19 protein-coding genes and 1 pseudogene are annotated in these 21,618 nt (G+C 71.5%); 17 read left to right on the top strand and 3 right to left on the bottom strand.

The annotated features are described in order from the left end of the window. Position 1 precedes the first annotated feature (1 nt). From IM770_RS07195 to IM770_RS07155, 9 genes are all read left to right on the top strand, one after another. Positions 2-823, top strand: coding sequence for an LmeA family phospholipid-binding protein (locus IM770_RS07195; RefSeq protein WP_203580466.1), 822 nt, complete (start codon positions 2-4; stop codon positions 821-823). A gap of 148 nt (positions 824-971) precedes the next feature. Further along, a complete protein-coding gene (lysA, locus tag IM770_RS07190; RefSeq protein ID WP_203580465.1) occupies positions 972-2,420 on the top strand; it encodes a diaminopimelate decarboxylase in 1,449 nt (482 codons plus the stop codon). Next, positions 2,417-3,730: a homoserine dehydrogenase gene (locus IM770_RS07185; protein WP_203580464.1), complete on the top strand. Its 1,314-nt coding sequence runs from the start codon at positions 2,417-2,419 to the stop codon at positions 3,728-3,730. The genes lysA and IM770_RS07185 overlap by 4 nt, the downstream gene beginning before the upstream one ends. Before the next feature lie 36 nt (positions 3,731-3,766). Further along, positions 3,767-4,855 (top strand): threonine synthase, encoded by a 1,089-nt coding sequence (gene thrC, locus IM770_RS07180; RefSeq protein WP_203580463.1) that lies wholly within the window; start codon positions 3,767-3,769, stop codon positions 4,853-4,855. After that, the gene (gene thrB, locus IM770_RS07175) at positions 4,852-5,817 is read left to right on the top strand and encodes a homoserine kinase (protein ID WP_203580462.1); all 966 of its coding nucleotides are present in this window, start codon (positions 4,852-4,854) and stop codon (positions 5,815-5,817) included. Before thrC ends, thrB begins: the two co-directional genes overlap by 4 nt. A 199-nt stretch (positions 5,818-6,016) precedes the next feature. Then, on the top strand, positions 6,017-8,206 hold the full coding sequence (gene rho, locus IM770_RS07170; protein ID WP_203580461.1) for a transcription termination factor Rho: 2,190 nt from the start codon (positions 6,017-6,019) through the stop codon (positions 8,204-8,206). Between the two features lie 3 nt (positions 8,207-8,209). After that, positions 8,210-9,289: a peptide chain release factor 1 gene (gene prfA, locus IM770_RS07165; RefSeq protein ID WP_203580460.1), complete on the top strand. Its 1,080-nt coding sequence runs from the start codon at positions 8,210-8,212 to the stop codon at positions 9,287-9,289. 50 nt (positions 9,290-9,339) lie between these two features. Next, entirely contained in the window at positions 9,340-9,738 is a 399-nt protein-coding gene (locus IM770_RS07160) for a phage holin family protein (protein ID WP_203580459.1), read from the top strand. Positions 9,739-9,821: 83 nt separating this feature from the next. Then, entirely contained in the window at positions 9,822-12,614 is a 2,793-nt protein-coding gene (locus IM770_RS07155; protein ID WP_203580458.1) for a helix-turn-helix transcriptional regulator, read from the top strand. Between the two features lie 45 nt (positions 12,615-12,659). On the opposite strand, the gene epsC is transcribed toward IM770_RS07155, so the two are convergent. From epsC to cysK (IM770_RS07140), 3 genes are all read right to left on the bottom strand, one after another. Next, the gene (gene epsC, locus IM770_RS07150; protein WP_203580457.1) at positions 12,660-13,244 is read right to left on the bottom strand and encodes a serine O-acetyltransferase EpsC; all 585 of its coding nucleotides are present in this window, start codon (positions 13,242-13,244) and stop codon (positions 12,660-12,662) included. Then, the gene (cysK, locus tag IM770_RS07145; protein ID WP_203580456.1) at positions 13,241-14,194 is read right to left on the bottom strand and encodes a cysteine synthase A; all 954 of its coding nucleotides are present in this window, start codon (positions 14,192-14,194) and stop codon (positions 13,241-13,243) included. The genes epsC and cysK (IM770_RS07145) overlap by 4 nt, the downstream gene beginning before the upstream one ends. A gap of 95 nt (positions 14,195-14,289) precedes the next feature. Next, positions 14,290-15,228, bottom strand: coding sequence for a cysteine synthase A (gene cysK / locus IM770_RS07140; protein ID WP_203580455.1), 939 nt, complete (start codon positions 15,226-15,228; stop codon positions 14,290-14,292). 203 nt (positions 15,229-15,431) lie between these two features. Between cysK (IM770_RS07140) and prmC the strand changes: the two genes are divergently transcribed. The 8 genes and pseudogenes from prmC (at position 15,432) to IM770_RS07100 (ending at position 21,578) form a co-directional block, all read left to right on the top strand. Further along, entirely contained in the window at positions 15,432-16,310 is an 879-nt protein-coding gene (gene prmC / locus IM770_RS07135) for a peptide chain release factor N(5)-glutamine methyltransferase (RefSeq protein WP_203580454.1), read from the top strand. Positions 16,311-16,367: 57 nt separating this feature from the next. After that, positions 16,368-17,033: pseudogene (locus IM770_RS07130) on the top strand (L-threonylcarbamoyladenylate synthase); the annotation flags it as partial. 194 nt (positions 17,034-17,227) lie between these two features. Beyond that, on the top strand, positions 17,228-18,433 hold the full coding sequence (locus IM770_RS07125; protein WP_307785395.1) for an MraY family glycosyltransferase: 1,206 nt from the start codon (positions 17,228-17,230) through the stop codon (positions 18,431-18,433). Then, positions 18,430-18,960, top strand: coding sequence for a Cg1360 family ATP-synthase-associated protein (locus IM770_RS07120; RefSeq protein WP_203580452.1), 531 nt, complete (start codon positions 18,430-18,432; stop codon positions 18,958-18,960). The genes IM770_RS07125 and IM770_RS07120 overlap by 4 nt, the downstream gene beginning before the upstream one ends. Before the next feature lie 167 nt (positions 18,961-19,127). Beyond that, positions 19,128-19,922 (top strand): F0F1 ATP synthase subunit A, encoded by a 795-nt coding sequence (atpB, locus tag IM770_RS07115; protein ID WP_239065927.1) that lies wholly within the window; start codon positions 19,128-19,130, stop codon positions 19,920-19,922. A gap of 47 nt (positions 19,923-19,969) precedes the next feature. Continuing rightward, the gene (gene atpE, locus IM770_RS07110; RefSeq protein ID WP_109210051.1) at positions 19,970-20,203 is read left to right on the top strand and encodes an ATP synthase F0 subunit C; all 234 of its coding nucleotides are present in this window, start codon (positions 19,970-19,972) and stop codon (positions 20,201-20,203) included. A 29-nt stretch (positions 20,204-20,232) separates the two neighbouring features. Next, positions 20,233-20,787, top strand: coding sequence for a F0F1 ATP synthase subunit B (locus tag IM770_RS07105; protein ID WP_203580451.1), 555 nt, complete (start codon positions 20,233-20,235; stop codon positions 20,785-20,787). Then, complete coding sequence (locus IM770_RS07100) at positions 20,787-21,578, top strand: F0F1 ATP synthase subunit delta (protein ID WP_203580450.1); 792 nt, start codon at positions 20,787-20,789, stop codon at positions 21,576-21,578. The genes IM770_RS07105 and IM770_RS07100 overlap by 1 nt, the downstream gene beginning before the upstream one ends. Positions 21,579-21,618: the final 40 nt, after the last annotated feature.

The raw sequence follows: 21,618 nt of genomic DNA, 5'->3' as shown, positions 1-21,618 counted from the left end.
CGTGGCCGCCGGCGACACGCAGCCCACCGAGCCGCTTCCCGACGGGATGGCGGCCGCGCCGGTGCAGCGTCGACGCCGACGGGCGTGGCCCTGGATCGTCGCGTTCGCGATCGTGGCGGTCCTCGCCGTGGTGGCGTGGTTCGCGGCCGAGGCGATCGCGCGCCAGGTCGTGACGAGCGTGGTCCGCGACCAGGTGCGCACGCAGCTGTCGCTGCCGGCCGACCAGCCGATCGACGTCGGCATCGCCGGTGCCGTGATCCCGCAGCTCATCGGCGGCAGCCTCGACGAGCTCACCATCGCGTCCGACGATGTGAGCTTCGGCGGGGTGACCGGTGACGTCACGGTGACCGCCGAGGATGTCGCGGTGCGGGGCACCGGCGAGATGAGCGGTGCGACGGCGACGGTCTCGCTCGACGAGGCGCAGCTGCAGACGCTGCTCGCGACCGTGGAGGACTTCCCCGCCGACAGCGTGGCTCTCGCCGCGCCGAACGTCACGATGTCGCGCGACCTGGAGCTCTTCGGCGTGGCGATCCCCGTCGGCGTCGCGCTCACGCCGTCCGCGGCCGCGGGCGACATCGTGCTCACGCCGGTCTCGCTGCGGCTAGGCGACTCCGAGGTGACCGCCGACGCGCTGCGGGAGCAGTTCGGCGCCGTCACCGACACCGTGCTGCGCGACTGGGACGTCTGCGTCGCCCAGTATCTGCCCGCCGGGGTGACGCTCACGGGCGTGGCCGTGCAGGACGACGTGCTGGTGGCCGACTTCGACGTCGACGGCGCGATCGCCACGGATCCGGCCCTGCAGGAGACGGGCACCTGCGCCTGAGTGCCGCGGCGCGTCATACGGCGCGGGGGCGGGGAGCGGCGTGCCCTAGACTTCTAGCACTGCCAGGCGCGTGACCCCTCCGGCCAGGCACAGCCGCACCCGGAGTCCCGGACGGCCCAGCGTCGAAGCTCCCACCGATTGGTCCACCGTGTCCGCCGACCCGCATACCCGTTCCGTCGCTCCCGCGTGGCTCGAACGCCCCGCCGACGCGAACGGCCTCGCGCCGGCGGTCTGGCCCGAGACCGCGACGCGCGACGACGACGGCGTGCTCGAGCTCGGCGGCATCCCGGTCACCGCGCTGCGCAGCAGATTCGGAACGCCGCTCTACGTCGTCGACGAGGACGAGGTGCGCGCGACCGCCCGGCGCACGCTGGACGCCTTCCGCGCCGCGGCCGCACTGCACGGCGTGCAGGCGCGCGTCTATTACGCCGGCAAGGCGTTCCTCACGACCGAGGTGGTGCGCTGGGTCACCGACGAGGGACTCGCGGTCGACGTGTGCACCGGCGGCGAGCTCGCCGTCGCACTGGCCGCCGGGGCCGATCCGGCGCGACTCGGCTTCCACGGCAACAACAAGTCGATGGCCGAGCTCGAGCGCGCGGTCGAGGTCGGCATCGGGTCGATCGTCATCGACAGCCTGATCGAGATCGAGCGGCTGGCGGCGATCGTCGAGCGGCGCGGCGTGACGCAGGCCGTGCTGCTGCGGGTCAACAGCGGCGTGCACGCCGAGACCCACGACTTCCTCGCGACGGCGCACGAGGATCAGAAATTCGGCTTCACGCTGACGGATGCCGCAGCCGCCGCAGCCCGCATCCGCGAGCTCTCCGGACTCGAGCTCGTCGGCCTCCACTGCCACATCGGCTCGCAGATCTTCGGCACCGCCGGCTTCGAGGAGTCGGCCGCACGAATCGTGGAGCTGCACGCGGAGCTGCGCGAGGGTGGCGAGCTGCCGGTGCTGAACCTCGGCGGCGGCTTCGGCATCGCCTACACGTCGATCGACGACCCGACCCCGATCGAGGCGCTCGCCCTGGGCATCGCCGAAGCCGTGGCTCAGCAGTGCGAGGTGCGCGGCATCCCGGTTCCGAATCTCGCCTTCGAACCCGGCCGCGCCATCGTCGGCCGCGCCGGCGTCACGCTGTACGAGGTCGGCACCACCAAGCCGGTCGAGCTGGAGGGCGGCAACGCGCGGCTCTACGTGAGCGTCGACGGCGGCATGAGCGACAACGCCCGCCCCGCGCTGTACGGCGCGCAGTTCTCGGCGCGCATCGCCTCGCGCGCCAGTGACGCCGCTCCCGCGCTCGTGCGCGTGGTCGGCAAGCACTGCGAGTCGGGCGACGTCGTCGTGGACGCCGAGTATCTGCCGGGCGACGTCTCGCCCGGCGACCTGCTCGCCGTCCCCGCGACCGGTGCCTACTGCTTCTCTCTCTCGAGCAACTACAACTACGTCCCCCGGCCGCCCGTCGTGGCGCTGCGCGGGGGAGAGGCCCGCGTCATCGTGCGCGGAGAGACGATCGACGATCTGCTCTCGCGCGACGCCGGCGTCAGCACCGTGCACGGCGGGCGCGAGCTCGCCGGCGCACCGACGGAAGGGAACGCATGACCGACTACCGCCGCCTCCGCGTCGCACTGCTGGGAGCCGGGGCCGTCGGCTCGCAGGTCGCCTCGCTGCTGCGACAGCACGCCGACGAGCTCGCCGACCGGGCGGGAGCGCGGCTGGAGCTGGTGGGGATCGCGGTCCGCGACGTCGACGCCAAGCGCGACGCCGACCTTCCCAGGGAGCTCTTCACCACCGACGCGGACTCGCTGATCGTGGGCTCCGACATCGTCATCGAGCTCATGGGCGGGATCGAGCCGGCGCGCGCCTACCTGCTGCAGGCCATCAATTCCGGCGCCGACGTGGTGACCGCGAACAAGGCGCTCCTGGCCACCCACGGACCCGAGATCTTCGACGCCGCCGACCAGGTGGGCGCCGAGGTGTACTACGAGGCCGCGGCCGCCGGTGCCATCCCGATCATCCGGCCGCTGCGCGACTCGCTCGCGGGCGACCGTGTGCAGCGGATCATGGGCATCGTCAACGGCACGACCAACTACATCCTCGACCGCATGGACACCGAGGGCGCCGAGTTCGACGACGTGCTCGCCGACGCGCAGCGCCTGGGCTACGCCGAGGCCGACCCGACCGCCGACGTCGAGGGCTACGACGCCGCGCAGAAGGCCGCGATCCTCGCGAGCCTCGCCTTCCACACGACCGTCCCGCTCGACGCCGTGCACCGCGAGGGCATCACGTCGATCGACAAGTCGATGATGGATGCCGCGCGCCACGCCGGCTACGTGATCAAGCTGCTGGCCGTCTGCGAGCGCCTGAACGAGGCATCCGGTGAGTCCATCTCGGTGCGGGTCTACCCGGCGCTGATCGACCGCGCGCACCCGCTGGCGAGCGTGCACGGCGCCAACAACGCCGTGTTCGTGCAGGCCGAGGCTGCGGGCAACCTGATGTTCTACGGCGCGGGTGCCGGCGGCGTCCAGACCGCGTCGGCGGTGCTGGGCGACGTCGTGTCGGCCGCACGACGCCACATCGCGGGCGGTGTCGGGGTCGGCGAGTCGACGCTGGCTAATCTGCCGATCGTCCCGGTGGGCCGCGTCACGACCAGCTACCAGATCACGCTCGAGGTCGACGACCAGCCGGGCGTGCTCGCGACGGTCGCGGGCATTCTGAGCGAGGGCCGCGTCTCGATCGCCACGGTCGAGCAGACCGTGGTCGAGTCGGCCGACGGCGAGAGCGGCGTGGCGCGCCTGGTGATCGGCACCCACAAGGCACTGGAGCAGGACCTCAGCGACACGGTGGAGCGCCTCGCCGCGAGCGGCGTCGTCGAGCGGGTGGTCTCGGTGCTGCGGGTCGAAGGCAACTGAGTTTCGAAGACAACCAGGGTTTCGAAGGAGACTGACATGGCACATGTTTGGCGCGGAGTCCTCCGCGAGTACGCAGACCGACTGGGCGTCACCGAGGCGTCGACCGTCGTCACGCTGGGGGAGGGCGGCACGCCCCTGCTCCCGGCCCCGGCGCTGTCGCGCCGCACCGGCGCGGACGTGTGGGTGAAGTTCGAAGGCATGAACCCCACCGGCTCGTTCAAGGACCGCGGCATGACCGTCGCGGTCTCGCGGGCCATCGAGCACGGCGCCAAGGCCGTCATCTGCGCGTCGACCGGCAACACCTCGGCGTCGGCGGCCGCGTACGCGGCGCACGCCGGCATCACGGCCGCGGTGCTCGTGCCCGAGGGCAAGATCGCGATGGGCAAGCTCAGCCAGGCCGTCGCCCACAACGGCCGCCTCATCCAGATCCGCGGCAACTTCGACGACTGCCTCGAGATCGCGCGCGAGCTGGCCGACAACTACCCCGTGCACCTCGTCAACTCGGTCAACCCCGACCGCATCGACGGGCAGAAGACGGCCGCGTACGAGATCGTCGAGCAGCTGGGCGACGCGCCCGACTTCCACTTCATCCCGGTCGGGAACGCCGGCAACTACACGGCCTACACCCGGGGCTACCGCGAAGAGGCCGAGGCGGGGGTCTCCACCCGCGTGCCGCGCATGTTCGGCTTCCAGGCCGAGGGCTCGGCTCCGCTGGTGCGCGGCGAGATCGTGAAGAACCCCGACACCGTCGCCAGCGCCATCCGCATCGGCAACCCCGCGTCGTGGGATCTCGCGATCGAGGCCCGCGCGGCGACCGACGGCTGGTTCGGAGCGATCGACGACGACCGGATCCTCGCCGCCCAGAAGCTGCTGGCGGGCGAGGTCGGCATCTTCGTCGAGCCCGCGTCGGCGATCAGCGTCGCGGGCCTCCTCGACCGCGTTGAAGCCGGTGTCGTGCCGCAGGGCGCCCGCGTCGTCCTCACGGTCACGGGCCACGGACTCAAGGACCCGCACTGGGCGCTGCGCAACGCCGACGGCTCGGAGGTCGAGCCCACGGTGGTCGACGCGACCACGTCGGAGGTGGCATCCGTTCTCGATCTCGCCCCTGCGGCGGCGACCGCGTGAACGCAGCCGTCGCACCGGCGCCCGGTCCCAGGGCTGTTGTCGGGCGGCGTGTCGTGGTGCGGGTCCCCGCGACGAGCGCCAACCTCGGCCCGGGCTTCGACACGCTCGGCCTCGCGCTGAGCGTGTACGACGAGCTCGACGTCACGGCGCTGCCCGAGGGCGAGCTCGAGATCGAGGTCGAAGGCGCAGGCTCGGCGGACGTCCCCCGCGACGCCTCGCACCTCGTGGTGCGGGCGATCGCGTACGCGTACGAATCGGTCGGACGACGGATGCCGGGACTCCGGCTCCACGCGAAGAACGTCATCCCGCACGGGCGCGGTCTGGGCTCCTCCGGCGCCGCGGTCGTGTCGGGCCTGCTCGCTGCGAAGGGTCTGCTGGAGGGCGACGTCGAGCTCGGTCCCGACGCGCTGCTGCGCCTGGCCACCGAGCTGGAGGGGCACCCCGACAACGTCGCTCCGGCCCTCTTCGGCGGCCTGACGATCGCGTGGGTCGACGAGGACGGCCCGCAGCACAAGAAGCTCCTCGTCCACCGGGGTGTGTCGCCGCTCGTGTTCGTGCCCGGCTTCACGATGTCGACCAAGCTCGCCCGGAGCCTGCAGCCCCTCCACGTGCCCCGCGAGGACGCCGTCTTCAACGTCTCGCGCTCGGCGCTGCTCATCGCTGCCCTGACCCAGAGCCCCGAGCTGCTGCAGGCCGCGACCGAGGACAAGCTGCACCAGAACTACCGAGCGAGCGCGATGCCCGAGACCGACGGGCTCGTCCGTGCACTCCGCGCGGCGGGGTTCGCGGCGGTCGTCTCGGGCGCGGGGCCCAGCGTCCTCGTGCTCGCCGACGGGCCCGGCCGCCGCCTCGAGGCGGCGGCGCTGGCGGCCTCGTCGACCGACACTCCGTGGGAGGCCCTCATGCTCGCCGTCGACTTCAAGGGTGGTACAGTGAGGGAGTACGCGGAGGGTTCCACGTAAGACGTGAATCTGGCCTCCGTCGCAAATCTGCGAAACCACCGCACGGCATTCTGACCTGCCGACGTCCGCTGAGCACCTCGCGGTCCCTCACCCCGTCGGCGGGTGATTCGACAGGCGTGACAACTGATCGAAGAGGCAGATGCCACCGGCAGAGCCGTGCGATCGTGCACAACCGTTCGTATTTCACAAGGGAGAACTCGTGGAGTCCATCTCCGAGATCCACGCCGATGTTCCGGCCGACGAGCGCGCGGAAGCGCCCGAGGGTGCCGAGACCGTCGATGCCGCTGCCGAGGCAGTGGTCGACGAAGTCGTGATCGAGGCCGTCGAGGCCGAGGAAGCCGCCGAAGAGGCCGTGGCCGAAGCGGCCGCCGCCGACGCCGTCGCCGAGGAGGCGGTCATCGAGGCCGTCGTGGCCGAGGCCGTCGCCGAGGAGGCCGTCACCGAGGCCGAGGCTGCGGAGGAGGCCGGTGACCCGGTCGCCGCCGAGACCGCTGAGACCGTGGCCGAGGAAGCCGTCGCCGAGGCGATCGTCGCCGACGCCGTCGCCGAAGAGGCCGTCGCCGAGGCGGTCATCGCCGAGGCCGTCGCTCGGGAGGCGGTCGCCGAGGCCGTCGTCGCCGAGATCGTCGCAGAAGAGGTCGTCGCCGAGGTCACTGCCGAGGCGCCCGCCGAGGCTCCGGCCGCCCCTGCGAAGGCTCCGCGCAAGCGCGCGCCGCGCCGGGCGAAGAGCACCGACGTCGCGCCGGCCGAGCCGGCTGCCGAGGCACCCGCCGACGCGCCGGCCGAGGCACCCGCCGAGGCCGCCCCGGCCGAGGGCGGCGCAGAGGCCGAGGTCGCGGCCTCCGCTCCTGCCGACGCGCCCACCGCCGACACCGACGCAACCGCCGAGACCGCTGAGGGCGGCGAGCAGGCCGCCGAGGGTGAGGGCGCCGAGGCCCCGTCGCGCAGCCGGAGCCGCAGCCGCAGCCGCAGCCGCAACCGCAACGCGCAGGGCGGCCAGAACGCGCAGGGCCAGAACGCTCAGGGCCAGAACGCGCAGGGCGAGAAGACCCAGCACGCCCCGCAGGCTCCCGCCGAGCCGGCGAAGGCCGACGCCGCCGACGACGACCAGCCCGCCCAGGGCAACGGCCGCGGCCGTCAGCGCAACAAGCGCCGCGGCACCCAGACGACCGGCGACGAGTTCGAGACCGAGATCGGCGAGGACGACGTCCTCATTCCGATCGCGGGCATCCTCGACGTACTCGACAACTACGCGTTCGTCCGCACCACGGGCTACCTGCCCGGCCCGAGCGACGTGTACGTCTCGCTCGGCCAGGTCAAGAAGTACAACCTGCGCAAGGGCGACGCCGTCGTCGGCGCGATCAAGCAGCCCCGCGAGGGCGAGCAGTCCAGCCGCCAGAAGTACAACGCGCTGGTCAAGGTCGACGCCGTCAACGGCCTGTCGGTCGACGACGCGGCCACGCGCGTCGAATTCGGCAAGCTCACGCCGCTGTACCCGCAGGAGCGCCTCCGCCTCGAGACGGCCCCCGAGAAGCTGACGCAGCGCATCATCGACCTCGTCGCGCCGATCGGCAAGGGCCAGCGCGGCCTCATCGTCGCGCCCCCGAAGGCGGGCAAGACGATCGTGCTGCAGCAGATCGCCAACGCCATCGCGATCAACAACCCCGAGGTGCACCTCATGGTCGTGCTCGTCGACGAGCGCCCCGAAGAGGTCACCGACATGCAGCGCACGGTGAAGGGCGAGGTCATCGCCTCGACCTTCGACCGTCCCGCCGAGGACCACACCACGGTCGCCGAGCTCGCCATCGAGCGCGCGAAGCGCCTCGTGGAGCTCGGTCGCGACGTGGTCGTGCTGCTCGATTCGATCACCCGCCTGGGTCGCGCGTACAACATCTCGGCGCCGACCTCGGGCCGCGTGCTCACCGGTGGGGTCGACGCGTCCGCGCTGTACCCGCCCAAGCGCTTCTTCGGCGCCGCGCGCAACATCGAGAACGGCGGATCGCTCACGATCCTCGCCACGGCCCTCGTCGAGACCGGCTCCAAGATGGACGACGTCATCTTCGAGGAGTTCAAGGGCACCGGCAACAGTGAGCTGCGCCTGAACCGCCAGCTCGCCGACAAGCGCATCTTCCCGGCGGTCGACGTCAACGCGTCGTCCACGCGCCGCGAAGAGATGCTGCTCTCGGCCGACGAGGTCAAGATCACCTGGAAGCTCCGCCGTGCGCTCGCCGGCCTCGAGCCCCAGCAGGCCCTAGAGGTGGTGCTCGGCAAGCTCAAGGAGACGCAGTCCAACGTCGAGTTCCTGGTGCAGATGCAGAAGTCGATCCCGGCGCCCGCGAACGGGCACGGGGGTGGCCGCAGCCACGATCACGACAACAGCATCCGCTGAGCCGTGTTCGAGTCCGTTCAGGGGCTGATCGACGAGCACCGCGCGGTCCAGGAGGAACTCTCCGACCCCGCGGTGCACGCCGATGCGGCGCGCGCCAAGCGGGTGAACCGGCGCTACGCCGAGCTGTCGCGCATCGTGAAGGCCCACGAGGACTGGGTGGCGGCATCCGACGATCTGGATGCCGCCCGCGAACTGGCGCGTGAGGACGAGGCCTTCGCCGAGGAGGTGCCGGCTCTCGAGGCGAAGCTCACCGAGGCGCAGGAGCGCCTGCGGCGGCTGCTGATCCCGCGCGATCCCGATGACGCGCGCGACGTGATCATGGAGATCAAGCAGGGCGAGGGCGGCGCCGAGTCGGCGCTGTTCGCGGCGGACCTCCTGCGCATGTACCTGCAGTACGCCGCGTCGAAGGGCTGGAAGACCGAGCTGCTCGAGCGCAACGAGTCCGACCTCGGCGGCTACAAGGACGTCCAGGTGGCGATCAAGGGCTCCTCGTCCGATCCCGCGCAGGGCGTCTGGGCGCACCTCAAGTACGAGGGCGGCGTGCACCGCGTGCAGCGTGTGCCGGCGACCGAGTCGCAGGGGCGCATCCACACGTCAACGACCGGTGTGCTCGTGTTCCCCGAGGTCGACGAGCCCGAAGAGATCCACGTCGATCCGAACGACCTGAAGATCGACGTCTTCCGATCGTCCGGGCCCGGCGGGCAGTCGGTGAACACGACGGACTCCGCGGTGCGCATCACCCACGTGCCCACGGGCATCGTGGTGTCGATGCAGAACGAGAAGTCGCAGCTGCAGAACCGCGAGGCGGGCATGCGGGTGCTCCGTGCGCGCCTCCTCGCGAAGCAGCAGGAGGAGCTCGAGGCGGCGGCATCCGACGCCCGCAGGTCGCAGATCCGCGGCATGGACCGCTCCGAGCGCATCCGCACCTACAACTTCCCCGAGAACCGCATCGCCGACCACCGCACCGGGTACAAGGCGTACAACCTCGACCAGGTCATGGACGGCGCGCTCGGCCCCGTGGTCGACGCGGCGATCCAGGCCGACGAGGAGGCGCGTCTGGCCGCCCTCGGCGCCGACGCCTGACGCCCGTGGCGCTTCGCGGAGATCGGATGCCGCGACGCTAGGCTTCGAGCGTGCTGACGCTCCTGATCCGCGCCCTCATCTTCCTGGTGTCGGCGGCGCTCGGCCTCATCGCGGCCGACCTGATCCTCCCGGGCTTCTCCCTGCACTGGGACGACTGGTGGGGGATCGTGCTGGCTGTCGTGATCTTCGCGGTGCTGCAGAGCGTGCTCGCGCCGTGGTTGCTGAAGATCACCCGGCGGCATGCGAACGCGCTCATCGGCGGGATCGGGCTGCTGTCGACGTTCGTCGCGCTCCTCATCGCGGTGCTGATCCCGGCCGCCGGCATCGGCATCGACGGTGCGGTGGCGTGGATCATCGGCACGCTGATCGTCTGGCTCGTGACGGCGCTCGCCACCTGGCTGCTGCCGCCGCTGTTCATCAGGAACAAGGCGCAGGACCGCCGGGCCTGACACTCGAAGCGCACCGAAGATAGGGAATCCTCCCGATCCCGGGGCGGCCACCTCACCGGAAGGCTGGTGGGATGATGGGCGGTATGCAGATCGGCCGGGTGCCCCTCGTCGGCCGCCAGGCGGACCTCGACGCGCTGCGCGCGGAGGTCGACGCCGTCGGTGAGGAGGGCCGCGCCGTCGTCGTGTCGGGTGACGCCGGCATGGGCAAGACGCGCCTGCTGCGTGACTTCGCCGAGGGACTGGACGACGACGTCGTCATCGTGCGCGGCTCCTGTGTCGACTCCGGGTCGGGTCCGGCGCCGCTGACGGCCGTGACCGACCTCCTGCGCGACCTCGTCGATGCGCTCGGCGTCGCAGCCGTGCGCGAGGCGGCGGGTCCGGGCGCTGACGCCCTCGGGGTGCTGGTGCCGGTCCTCGCGGATTCCCCCGACGAGGCGGCGCGTCTCGCGGACGTCGTCGTCGAACTCTTCTCACATCTCGCGCGCATCCACCGGCTGGTCGTCATCATCGAGGACCTGCACTGGGCCGACGGCACCACCGCCGAGATCGCGTCGCGCCTGGTGCGCCGGGCCGCCGCCCTGCCCCTGTTCGTGCTGCTGTCGTACCGCACCGACGACCTCGGGCGGGGGCATCCGCTCCGTCCGGTCCTCGCCGAGCTCGACCGCGCCCGCCTGCTGACCCACCGGCCGCTGGCCCGGCTCACCCCCGCGGAGGTGGCCGCACTCGCCACGGCGGTGCACGGCGACACCCTGCCCGCCGGCGTGCTGAACGACATCGTGGCCCGCAGCGACGGCATCCCGTTCTACGTCGAAGAGCTGGCGAGCTTCTCGGGGCAGCGGCTTCCGATCTCGCTCCGCGACGTGCTCCTGCTGCGCTACGAGCGGCTGGATGCCGAGGCCCGCCGTTTCGCGCGCGTCCTGGCCACGGGCGGGGTCGAGGTCTCCCACCTGGTGCTGCGCGCCGTCTTCGAGGGCGACGAGTCCCTGCTCGAGACCGCGGTGCGCGGCGCCGTGGACGCGCAGGTCGTGGTGATCCGCGACGACGCGTACGCCTTTCGGCACGCCCTCATGCAGGAGGCGGTGTACGCCGAGCTGCTGCCGACCGAGCGCACCCGCCTTCACACCGCCTACGCGGTCGCACTCGAGGACGCCGCTCCCACGGCGAGGGTGCTCGCCGACATCGCGCACCACTGGCGGGCCGCGCACGTGCCCGACCGCGCGCTGGCGGCGGCCGTCGCCGCGCAGCGCGCCGCGAACGTCGCCTCGGCGTGGTCGACGGCTGCCGAGGCGGGGGAGCGCGCGCTGGAGCTGTGGGACGCGGTGCCCGAGGCGGAGGCGGTGAGCGGGGTGACGCGCGTCGAGGTGCTGCGGCGGACCTCCGCAGCGCTCGCCGCCGCGAACCGGAACGACCGGGCTCTCGCCTTCGCGCAGGAGGCCGTGACGCTGTGGCCGGAGGACGACGTGGTCGGTCGCGCCGAGATGTTCGGCGATCTCGCCACCATCCAGTTCCAGGCAGGCGTGTCGGACGGCGAGGAGAGCATCGAGGAGGCGCTCCGGATCCTCGGCGACGACGACCGCCATGACGTCCAGCGGGCGGGGCTGCTGCTCAGCTCGGCGCGGGTGCACATGCTGAACGGCCGGCAGCTGCGCGGCGCCGACGTGGCCGCGCAGGCGCGCGCGACGGCGGAGGCGGCCGCAGCTGACGGCGACCGGGGCGCCGCCGAGATCGTCGCGCAGGGTCTGCTCATCGCGGCCACCTGCCGCGCCAGCATCGGCGACCTCGGCGGCGTCGAGCTGTTCGACGTGGCCCGCGCGCACGCCGACGGCTTCGTCCGGGCGATGATGCGCTACTACATCAACTTCTCGAACACGCTGATGCAGGTCGGCCGATACGACGACGCGGTGTCCATCGCGCGGGAGGGGATGGCGTACGGGCGCTCGCACGTGGCCGACATCGGACCTCTGGCGATGATCGAGGCCAACGTGATCGAGGCGCACATCTACGCCGGGCGGCTCCGCGAGGCGGAGCAGCTGGGGGCCCTCCTCCCGATGGTCGAACCGGGGCTGTACTCGGCATTCCTCCGCGAGCGGCTGGTGTGCCTGGCTATCTGGCGGGGCCGCATCGACGGCGCCGAGGCCGCGCTGGAGGCCGCCCGGCTGGAGCTGGACCGGTTCGGCGCGTACGAGTACCAGACCCGTTACGGCATGGCCTACGACCGCGGGGAGCTCGCGCTCGCCCGCGGCGACGCGCGTGAGGCCTTGACCCATACGCGACTGGCGTGGGAATCCACCGCCGGGGGCGTGCTCGCCCTCCCGCTGACCGCCGTCGCGGCACGCGCGGTCGCGGCGCTCCGCGAGCGCGGCGAGAATGAGGACGTCTCGCCGTACCGCGAGGTGCTGCGCACGTACGCCGACTGGCCGGTCACGCCCCTCTGGGCCGCCGTCTTCGCCGCCGAGCTGGGGGAGGGGCCGTGGTCGCTCGCGACCGACGCGGCCGGGCCGGCCTACATCCGCGCGTACGCGCGCGTACGGCACGGCGAGGCGCTGCTCGCCGACGGCGACCGGACCGCCGCGCGTGAGGCCCTCGCGGCGGCGGCCGCGCACGCCGACGAGCTGGGAGCGGAGGGCCTCGCCGAGCGGGCGCGGAGTGTGATGACGGATGCCGGCCTCGCAGGCGATGCGCCGCGATCGAGGCTGACGGCCCGCGAGGAGCAGGTGCTCGCCCTCGTCGCCGAGGGGCTCAGCAACGGACAGATCGCCGAGCGCCTCTACATCAGCGTCAAGACCGTGTCGGTGCACGTGTCGGCGATCCTGCGCAAGCTCGACGCGCCGTCCCGCACCGCGGCGGCCGCCATCTACCGCCGCAGCGCCGCCTGACGCACGACACGGCCGGGGTGCGGCATCCGTCCCCGCCCTTCAGCGTCAGATGTGGTACTCGGGCGTCGTCAGCAGTGCCCGGGTGTCTTCGCCGGTGCGGCGGAGACGCGGTTTGGCCGGCACGCCGACGAGCACGCTGTCGGCCGGCGCGTCCTTCGTCACGACGGCGTTGGCACCCACGACGGAGCCGGCGCCGACGGTGATGGGCCCGAGGATCTTCGCGCCCGCCCCTACTGCGACGCCATCCTCGATGGTGGGGTGGCGCTTGCCGCCCTCGCGCTGGCGGCCGCCGAGCGTGACGCCGTGGTAGAGCATCACATCGTCGCCGACCTCGGCGGTCTCGCCGATCACGACGCCCATGCCGTGGTCGATGAAGAACCGTCGGCCGATGGTGGCGCCGGGGTGGATCTCGATGCCGGTGAGCCAGCGGGTGATCTGCGATCCGGCGCGCGCGACGAACCGCAGGTCGCGCGTCCAGAGGGCGTGCCACACGCGGTGCGCCCAGATCGCGTGGAGACCGGGGTAGAGGACGGCGATCTCGAGGCCGCCGCGGGCGGCCGGGTCGCGCAGCTTCGCCGCCGCGACGTCTTCGCGCACGCGCGCGAAGAACCCGATGCGCTCGTCGGTCATCTGCTCTCCTCCTCCGGGTCGCGCAGGTGCGCGTACAGCGCCGTGGACAGGTAGCGCTCGCCCGAGTCGGGCACGATCACGACGATGCGCGTACCGGCGGACTCGGGACGCGCGGCGATCTCGAGCGCGGCCGAGACCGCGGCGCCGGCCGACATGCCCGCGAGGATCCCCTCGCGGGTCGCCAGCGCGCGGGCAACCTCGATGGCGTCGTCGAACTCGACGTCGAACACCTCGTCGACGACGGAGCGGTCGAGCACGTCGGGCACGAAGTTGGGACCGATGCCCTGGATGCGGTGGCCCCCGGCGCGGCCCTCCGTGAGCACGGGCGAGTCCTTCGGCTCGACCAGCACGATCTTCACGTCGGGGTTGCGCTGCTTGAGCACCTGCCCGACGCCGGTCACGGTGCCGCCGGTGCCGGAGCCCGCCACGAAGACGTCGACGCGGCCGTCGGTGTCGCGCCAGATCTCCTCGGCGGTCGTCTTGCGGTGGATCGCCGCGTTCGCCGCGTGCTCGAACTGCCGCGCCAGGATCGCCCCCGGAGTCTCGGCCGCGATGCGCTGGGCGGTCTCCACGGCCTCGGTCATGCCCTTGTACGGATCGGTGAGCACCAGCTCGGCGCCGAACGCCTTGAGCAGCGTGCGACGCTCCTTCGACATCGAGGCGGGCATCGTCAGGATCACGCGGTAGCCGCGGGCCGCGCCGATGAGCGCGAGGGCGATGCCGGTGTTGCCGCTCGTCGACTCCACGATGGTGCCGCCGGGAACCAGCTCGCCCGCCTGCTCCGCCGCCTCGACGAGCGCATAGCCCAGGCGGTCCTTGACCGACGAGCCGGGGTTGTAGAACTCGAGCTTGACGAGCACCTCCGCGTGGAGGCCCTCGGCGAGCGCGTTGAGGCGCACGAGCGGCGTCTCGCCGAATGCGGTGGTGATGTCGGGATGGATGCCGGGCACGTGGTGCTCCCTGGAGTCAGGCGGTGCGAGGAAAGACGAAGACGGCGCGCCGGCTCCCGAACGGGTCGGGGTGACCGGCGCGCCGTCGTGACGACTCAATCTTCGCGCAGATCCTCGTACAGCGCGGTCGACAGGTAGCGCTCGCCGAACGAGGGGACGATGACGACGATGTTCTTGCCGGCCGCTTCCGGACGTGCGGCGACCTGGAGGGCCGCCCAGATCGCGGCGCCGGACGAGATGCCCACGAGGATGCCGTCCTGGGTGCCGACGGCGCGCGCGGTCGAGATCGCGTCGGGGAACTCGACGTCGATGACCTCGTCGATGACGCCCTGGTCGAGGATCGGCGGAACGAAGTTGGGCCCGATGCCCTGGATCTTGTGCGGGCCGGGCGTGCCCTTGGTGAGCAGCGGCGAGTCGGCCGGCTCGACAGCGACGACCTTCGCGTTCGGCACGCGCTCCTTGAGCACCTGGCCCACGCCGGTGATGGTGCCGCCGGTGCCGATGCCGGCGACGAAGTAGTCGACCTGGCCGTCGGTGTCGCGGAGGATCTCCTCCGCGGTGGTCTTGCGGTGGACCTCGACGTTCGCCTGGTTCTCGAACTGGCGCGCGAGGATCGCGCCGGGAGTCGCAGCGAGGATCTCCTCGGCCTTCGCGAGAGCGCCCTTCATGCCGCCCGCAGGGTCGGAGAGGACGAGCTCGGCACCGTAGGCCTTCAGGAGCAGGCGGCGCTCGATCGACATCGACGACGGCATCGCCAGGATCACCCGGTAGCCGCGAGCGGCACCGACCATGGCCAGTGCGATGCCGGTGTTGCCGCTGGTGGCCTCGACGATCGTGCCGCCCGGCTTCAGCTCGCCCGATGCCTCGGCGGCGTCGATGATCGCGATGCCCAGGCGGTCCTTGACGCTGGAGGCCGGGTTGTAGAACTCGAGCTTGGCGAGCACGTTGCCGCCGACGCCCTCCGCGACGCGGTTCAGGCGCACCAGCGGCGTGTTGCCGAATGCGGACGTGATGTCGGGATGGATGCCGGTCATGTCGGGGCCTTTCGCGGGTTCTCGGCTGATCGAGCACCAGCCTAGGGGGAGGGTTTTCCTGTGAGTCCTTCTATGACGAAAGCCTGGCCGGGCGCGGGTATCCTGTGCGGCGCATCCCTCCGGAAAGCCCCGGTGGGACGCCGCATCGCCGCGCACCCCGCGCGCCGAGCGCCGGTGTCTCGCGGCCTAGAGTGGATGCGGTCATGCCTTCTCCCGACGAATCCCCCCTGCTCTCCGACGCCCTCGCCCGCGCCGCCGCGCGCCTGACGGCCGCCGGCATCCTCGATCCCGCCGTCGACACGGAGCTGCTCGCCGCGTTCGTGCTGGGCGCGGGCCGCGGAGGAGTGCAGGCGGCCGCGATCCGAGGCGATCGCCTCGGGCCCGAGCACGCCGCCCGGCTCGACGCGCTCGTCGCCCGGCGCGTCACCCGCGAGCCGCTGCAGCACATCACCGGCACGGCGCCGTTCCGGCACCTCGAGCTGCGCGTCGGCCCCGGGGTGTTCGTGCCCCGGCCCGAGACCGAGATGGTCGCGCAGCTGGCGATCGACGCGCTGCGGGCCGCGGCATCCGCTTCTCCGATCGCCGTCGATCTCGGCACCGGCAGCGGCGCGATCGCCCTCGCCCTGGCCACCGAGGTGCCGCACGCACGGGTGTTCGCCGCCGAGAACTCGGTCGACGCGTTCGTGTGGACGAAGGAGAACTTCGCGCTCGTCGACGCCGACAACGCGCAGCTCGCCTTCATCGACCTCGAGCACGCGTTCCCCGAGCTCGACGGCACCGTCTCGGTCGTGGCATCCAATCCGCCGTATGTGCCGGATGCCGCGATCCCGCGTGACCCCGAAGTGCGGTTCTTCGACCCGCCAGCCGCCCTGTACGGGGGAGAGGACGGCCTGGACGTGGTCCGTGTCCTCAGTCGAGTGGGGCTGCGGCTCGCTCACCCCGGCGGGCTGATCGTGATCGAGCACGGCGAGTGGCAGGGGGAGGAGATCCGCGCCATCCTCGGGGCGGACGGCTGGCTCGCTCCGGCCACGCACCCCGACCTCACACTGCGCGACCGCGCCACGACGGCGCTGCGTCCCTGACGTCGTCGCCCGGCTCGCAGGATTCCCGCCGTGGCCCTGACTAAACTGTCGGGCGACATGTCCCCCATCTTCGACTGCCGTGATGAGGCGCAGCTGCTGACCGGCATGCGCCAGGCGCGCCAGGCCATCGGCCGCGGCGAGCTCGTCGTCCTCCCCACCGACACCGTCTACGGCGTCGCCGCGGACGCCTTCGACCACCAGGCCGTCGCGCGCCTGCTGGCCGCCAAGGGGCGCGGGCGCCAGTCGCCGCCGCCCGTGCTCGTCGCCGGCCTCACCACGCTCCGCGCGCTCGTGGCCGAGGTGCCCGAGGCCGTCGAGCGCCTGGTCGAGGCCTTCTGGCCGGGCGGCCTCACGATCGTGCTGCCGTCGCAGCCCTCTCTGTCGTGGGACCTCGGCGACACGCGCGGCACGGTGGCGGTGCGCATGCCCGCCCACCGCATCGCGCTCGAGCTGCTCGAGGAGACCGGCCCGCTCGCCGTCTCGAGCGCCAACCTCACCGGCATGGCCGCCGGCATCACCGCCGAGGACGCAGAGGGCATGCTGAAGGACAGCGTCGCGGTGTACCTCGGCGACGGGCCGTCGAAGACCGGCGTCCCGTCGACCATCATCGATGCGACCAGCCTGGTCGCGGGCGACGAGCCGCGAGTGAAGGTCCTGCGCGAGGGCGCCGTCAGCCGCGCCCAGCTGCGCGACGTGCTCGGCGACCTCCTCGAGCCCGATCCGGGCACCGAGCCGGCCGAGCAGGCGCAGACGGGCGAGCAGCCCGAGGCGGACGCCGCGGCAGACACGGTGGCGGAGACGGATGCCGCGGCAGACACGGTGGCGGAGACGGATGCCGCGGCAGACGCGCCTCCCGTGGCCGCGTCGCCTGCCGCCGAGGCGGCTCCTGCGCGTGAGGCGCCGGAGCCCGAGCGCTCGTGAAGCAGTACGTCTTCATCATCCTCCTCACGGCGGCGGTCACCTTCGTCCTCGCGTGGGCGGTGTGGCGGCTCAGCCTGAAGTACAAGCTGTATCCGGGCATCCGCGAGCGCGACGTGCACACGACGCCGACGCCGCGACTGGGCGGCATCGCGATGTTCATCGGCGTGCTGGCCGCGTTCGCCGTCTCGTCGCAGCATCCGTTCTTCTCGATCGTCTGGGCGCAGCCCGAGCAGATCTACGCGCTGCTCGGTGCCACGGCGCTCATCGTCGTGGTCGGCGTGCTGGACGATCTCTGGGACCTCGACTGGATGATCAAGCTCGGGGCGCAGTTCCTCGCCGCGGGCGTGATCGCCTGGTTCGGGCAGCTGCAGATCTACACGCTGCCGCTGGGCGGCATGACGATCTTCTCGAGCTGGGTCAGCTTCACGCTCACGGTGTTCTCGATCGTCGTGGTCATGAACGCGGTCAACTTCATCGACGGCCTCGACGGGCTCGTGGCGGGCGTCTGCCTCATCGCCAACGTGGTCTTCTTCGCGTACTCGTACATGGTGTTCCGCGACATCGGCGCGAGCACCTACTTCAACCTGTCGTCGCTCATCGCCGCGGTGCTGATCGGGGCGTGCATCGGCTTCCTCCCGCTGAACTGGAGCCCCGCGCGGCTGTTCATGGGCGACGCGGGCGCGCTCATGCTCGGTTTGCTGATGGCGTGCTCGGCCATCGCCATCACCGGCAACTTCGACCCCGCGCTCATCGCCGACAACGACTCGTTCGGCCGTTCGCAGCTGCTGGGTGCATTCATCCCGATCCTGCTGCCCGTGGTCGTCGTGCTCCTGCCGCTGCTGGACTTCGGGCTGGCAGTCGTGCGGCGCATGAGCCGGGGCAAGTCGCCGTTCTCGCCCGACCGCAAGCACCTGCACCACCGCATGCTCGACATGGGCCACAGCGACCGCGACGCGGTCCTCATCTTCTACGCGTGGACGGCGCTGGTCAGCCTCTCGGTGCTGCTCATGTACATCGGCACGACGCTCGAATGGCCCGGCGATTACCTCATCGGCGCGGCCTACGGCCTCGTCGGCATCGCCGCCTGCCTCGTCGTCACCTTCACCCCCTCGCGCCGCCGCGCCGCCGAGCTGGCGCGGGCGCGGCATCCCGAACCCGAACCACAGCCCGATCTCGCGCCCGCACAGGAGGACGCCCGATGAGCAGCACCCCGCACCCCAGCACTCCGAACCCCGGCACGCCGAACGCCCGCACCCCGCTCTCGAGCACCGCGATCCTGCGCACCGTCCTGGTGTGGTCGGGAACCGTGACCGCCGTCCTCGCGGTCGTCGGTGCGATCGTCGGGTTCCTCGTCGCGGGGACCGACGGGCTGTGGAGCGCCCTGGCGGGCGTGCTCATCGCCGCCGTGTTCCTCGGCATCACCGCCGCCAGCATCCTCATCGCGAACCGGTGGTTCGGCGACGCCCTCTACGTGCCGATCTTCTTCGGCATCGTGCTCGGGGGGTGGATCCTGAAGTTCGTCGTGTTCCTCATCGCGCTGTTCGTGCTGCGGGATCAGCCGTGGATCGTCGGCCCGGTGTTCTTCCTCGCCCTCGTGGCGAGCGTGCTCGCCTCGCTCGCGATCGACGTCGTCGTGCTCCTGCGCATGCGCGTGCCGCACGTCAGCGACGTGCAGCTTCCGACCGATCCCGATGCCGGCGACCGCACCGACGCGCCGTCCGGCGCCTGATGCCGGGCCTCGCGGATTCAGGGACCTCACAAGTTTGATAGGCTGATTCCGCGCCCGCCCGCTCACCTTGTGAGCGCTTGCGGAGTGACGCTCACCGACCATCGTCGCAACGGTTCTCGACCGATGCCCCGAAGCTGGAGCCAGCGCTGTTTACTCAAGCTGCGACCCTGATCGCCCCCCTTGCCGCTGATGCGCCCCCGGAGTTCCACGGGCCCTCGATCGACGAGTTCTTCCCCGAGATCCTCTTCGAAGCCTTCGGCGTCATCCCGGTCCACCGGATCCACCTGATCCAGTTCCTCGCGACGATCGCCATCGTGGTGATCTTCTGGCTCGGCACGCGCCGCATGCGCGTGGTGCCCGGCCGCTTCCAGAGCCTGGTCGAGATGGGCCTGGACTTCGTCCGGGTGAACATCGGCGAAGACCTGCTCGGCAAGAAGGACGCCCAGCGATTCCTGCCGATCCTCACCACGATCTTCTTCATGGTGCTGTTCATGAACATCACGGGCATCATCCCGTTCCTGAACATCGCCGGAACGAGCATCATCGCGGTGCCGCTGACGCTGGCCATCGTGAGCTACGTCACCTTCATCTACGCCGGCATCAAGAAGAGCCCCGGGAACTTCTTCAAGAACTCGCTCTTCCCGTCGGGCGTGCCGTGGCCGATCTACATCATCGTCACGCCGATCGAGCTCATCTCGACGTTCATCATCCGTCCGGTGACGCTGACGCTCCGACTCCTCATGAACATGATGGTCGGTCACCTGCTGCTGGTGCTCTTCTTCGCCGCCACGCAGTTCTTCGTCGTCGACCTCGGCGGCTGGTGGACGGCCCTCGGCGCGGGCAGCCTCGCGTTCGGCTTCGTCTTCACCCTGTTCGAAATCCTGGTGGCCGTCCTCCAGGCGTACGTCTTCGCTCTCCTCACCGCGGTCTACATCCAGCTCGCGGTCGCCGAAGAGCACTGAAAGCGGGACGGCCGGAAGGCCGCCCACAACCGAAAGGAAACACCCCCGTGGACGCAACTACGGTTCTCGCAGAGGTCAGCGGCAACGTCGCGACGATGGGCTACGGCCTCGCCGCGATCGGCCCGGCCATCGGCGTGGGCATCGTCGTCGGCAAGACGATCGAGGGCGTCGCCCGCCAGCCCGAGCTCGCCGGCCGCCTGCAGGTGCTCATGTGGATCGGTATCGCCTTCACCGAGGCGCTCGCCTTCATCGGCATCGCGACCTACTTCATCTTCGTCTGATCGCCGATACACAGTCCTAAGGAGACAGGATGCTGAACGCTCTTGTCGCGTACGCCGCGGAAGAGGGAGCGACCCACAACCCGCTCATCCCCGCGTGGTACGACATCATCTGGTCGTCGGTCTGCTTCATCGTCATCCTGATCATCTTCTGGAAGGTGGCCCTTCCCCGGATGAAGAAGCTGCTCGACGAGCGCTCGGCCGCCATCGAGGGCAACATCGCCAAGGCCGATGAGGCTCAGCGCAAGGCCGAGGCGGCGCTCGAGGAGTACACCGCCCAGCTCGCCGACGCGCGCAAGGAAGCCGGCGAGATCCGCGACGCCGCCCGTGAGGACGGCAAGAAGATCGTCGCCGAGGCGAAGGACACCGCTTCGGCGGAAGCCGCTCGCCTCACCTCGACCGCGCACGCGCAGATCGAGGCCGAGCGCCAGACCGCTCTCGTGTCGCTGCGCAGCGAGGTGGGCACGCTCGCCCTCGACCTCGCCGGCGGTGTGATCGGCGAGACGCTGTCCGACGACAAGAAGGCTCAGGCCGTCGTCGACCGCTTCCTCGCGGAGCTCGAGGCGTCCGAAGGGGCGAAGGCGTAATGGGCAGCGCGACCACTCAGGCCCTGGCGGCGACGACGACGGCGCTGAGCGCCGCGTCGGGCGTCGACCTCGACGTCGCCGGCGAGCTGTTCGCCGTGGCGCGCGCCGTGGGCGACTCGTCGCAGCTGAGCGGCGCGCTCGCCGACTCCGCCGCGCCGGTCGAGGCCCGCCGCAAGATCGTCGCGGACGTCTTCGGCCGGGTCGTCAAGCCCACGACGGCGTCGCTGCTGACGACCGCCGTCTCCGAGCGCTGGTCCTCCGCCGACGATCTGATCGACGGGATCGAGGAGCTCGCCGTCCGCGCCGCGGCGGTCGCCGATCGCGGCGCCGACGTCGAGGCCGAGCTCTTCTCGTTCTCGCGCACGGTCGCGGGCAACCCCGAGCTGGAGCTCGCGCTGGGCAGCCGCCTGGGCGACTCCGCCTCGAAGGGCGCACTCGTCGAGACGCTGCTCAAGGGCCGCGCGAGCGCCGGCACGACGCTGATCGCGTCTTCGCTCGTGCAGCAGCCGCGCGAGCGCCGCGTCCGTCAGCTGCTCTCGCGGGCCACCCGACTGGTCGCAGACCAGCGTGGGCGCGCGGTCGCGACGGTCGTCGCGGCCGCTCCGCTGAGCGCCGCGCAGACCGAGCGGCTGACCGCCGCCCTGGCGAAGCGGTACGGCGGCAACGTCTCGCTCAACACGATCGTCGACCCGACGGTCGTGGGCGGCCTCCGCGTGCAGATCGCGGACGACGTGATCGACGCGAGCGTCTCGTCGCGCCTCGCCGACCTCCGTCAGCGGCTCGCCGGCTGACACAGACTTCCCGCACGGTGCCGAGCCACGCGGAGCTTTC

Origin of the sequence: Microbacterium hibisci, assembly GCF_015278255.1 — a bacterium.
GTDB lineage: Bacteria > Actinomycetota > Actinomycetes > Actinomycetales > Microbacteriaceae > Microbacterium > Microbacterium hibisci.
The sequence above is the reverse complement of the archived record's forward strand: the minus strand, read 5'-3'. Positions and strand labels throughout refer to the sequence as shown.

Coding starts and splice junctions, on each gene's coding strand:
- IM770_RS07120 (WP_203580452.1), top strand. CDS start 18,430: ATGAGCAGCACCCCGCACCCCAGCACTCCGAACCCCGGCACGCCGAAC.
- IM770_RS07185 (WP_203580464.1), top strand. CDS start 2,417: ATGACCGACTACCGCCGCCTCCGCGTCGCACTGCTGGGAGCCGGGGCC.
- IM770_RS07155 (WP_203580458.1), top strand. CDS start 9,822: ATGCAGATCGGCCGGGTGCCCCTCGTCGGCCGCCAGGCGGACCTCGAC.
- epsC (WP_203580457.1), bottom strand. CDS start 13,244: ATGACCGACGAGCGCATCGGGTTCTTCGCGCGCGTGCGCGAAGACGTC.
- cysK (WP_203580455.1), bottom strand. CDS start 15,228: ATGACCGGCATCCATCCCGACATCACGTCCGCATTCGGCAACACGCCG.
- IM770_RS07100 (WP_203580450.1), top strand. CDS start 20,787: ATGGGCAGCGCGACCACTCAGGCCCTGGCGGCGACGACGACGGCGCTG.
- prmC (WP_203580454.1), top strand. CDS start 15,432: ATGCCTTCTCCCGACGAATCCCCCCTGCTCTCCGACGCCCTCGCCCGC.
- thrC (WP_203580463.1), top strand. CDS start 3,767: ATGGCACATGTTTGGCGCGGAGTCCTCCGCGAGTACGCAGACCGACTG.
- IM770_RS07105 (WP_203580451.1), top strand. CDS start 20,233: ATGCTGAACGCTCTTGTCGCGTACGCCGCGGAAGAGGGAGCGACCCAC.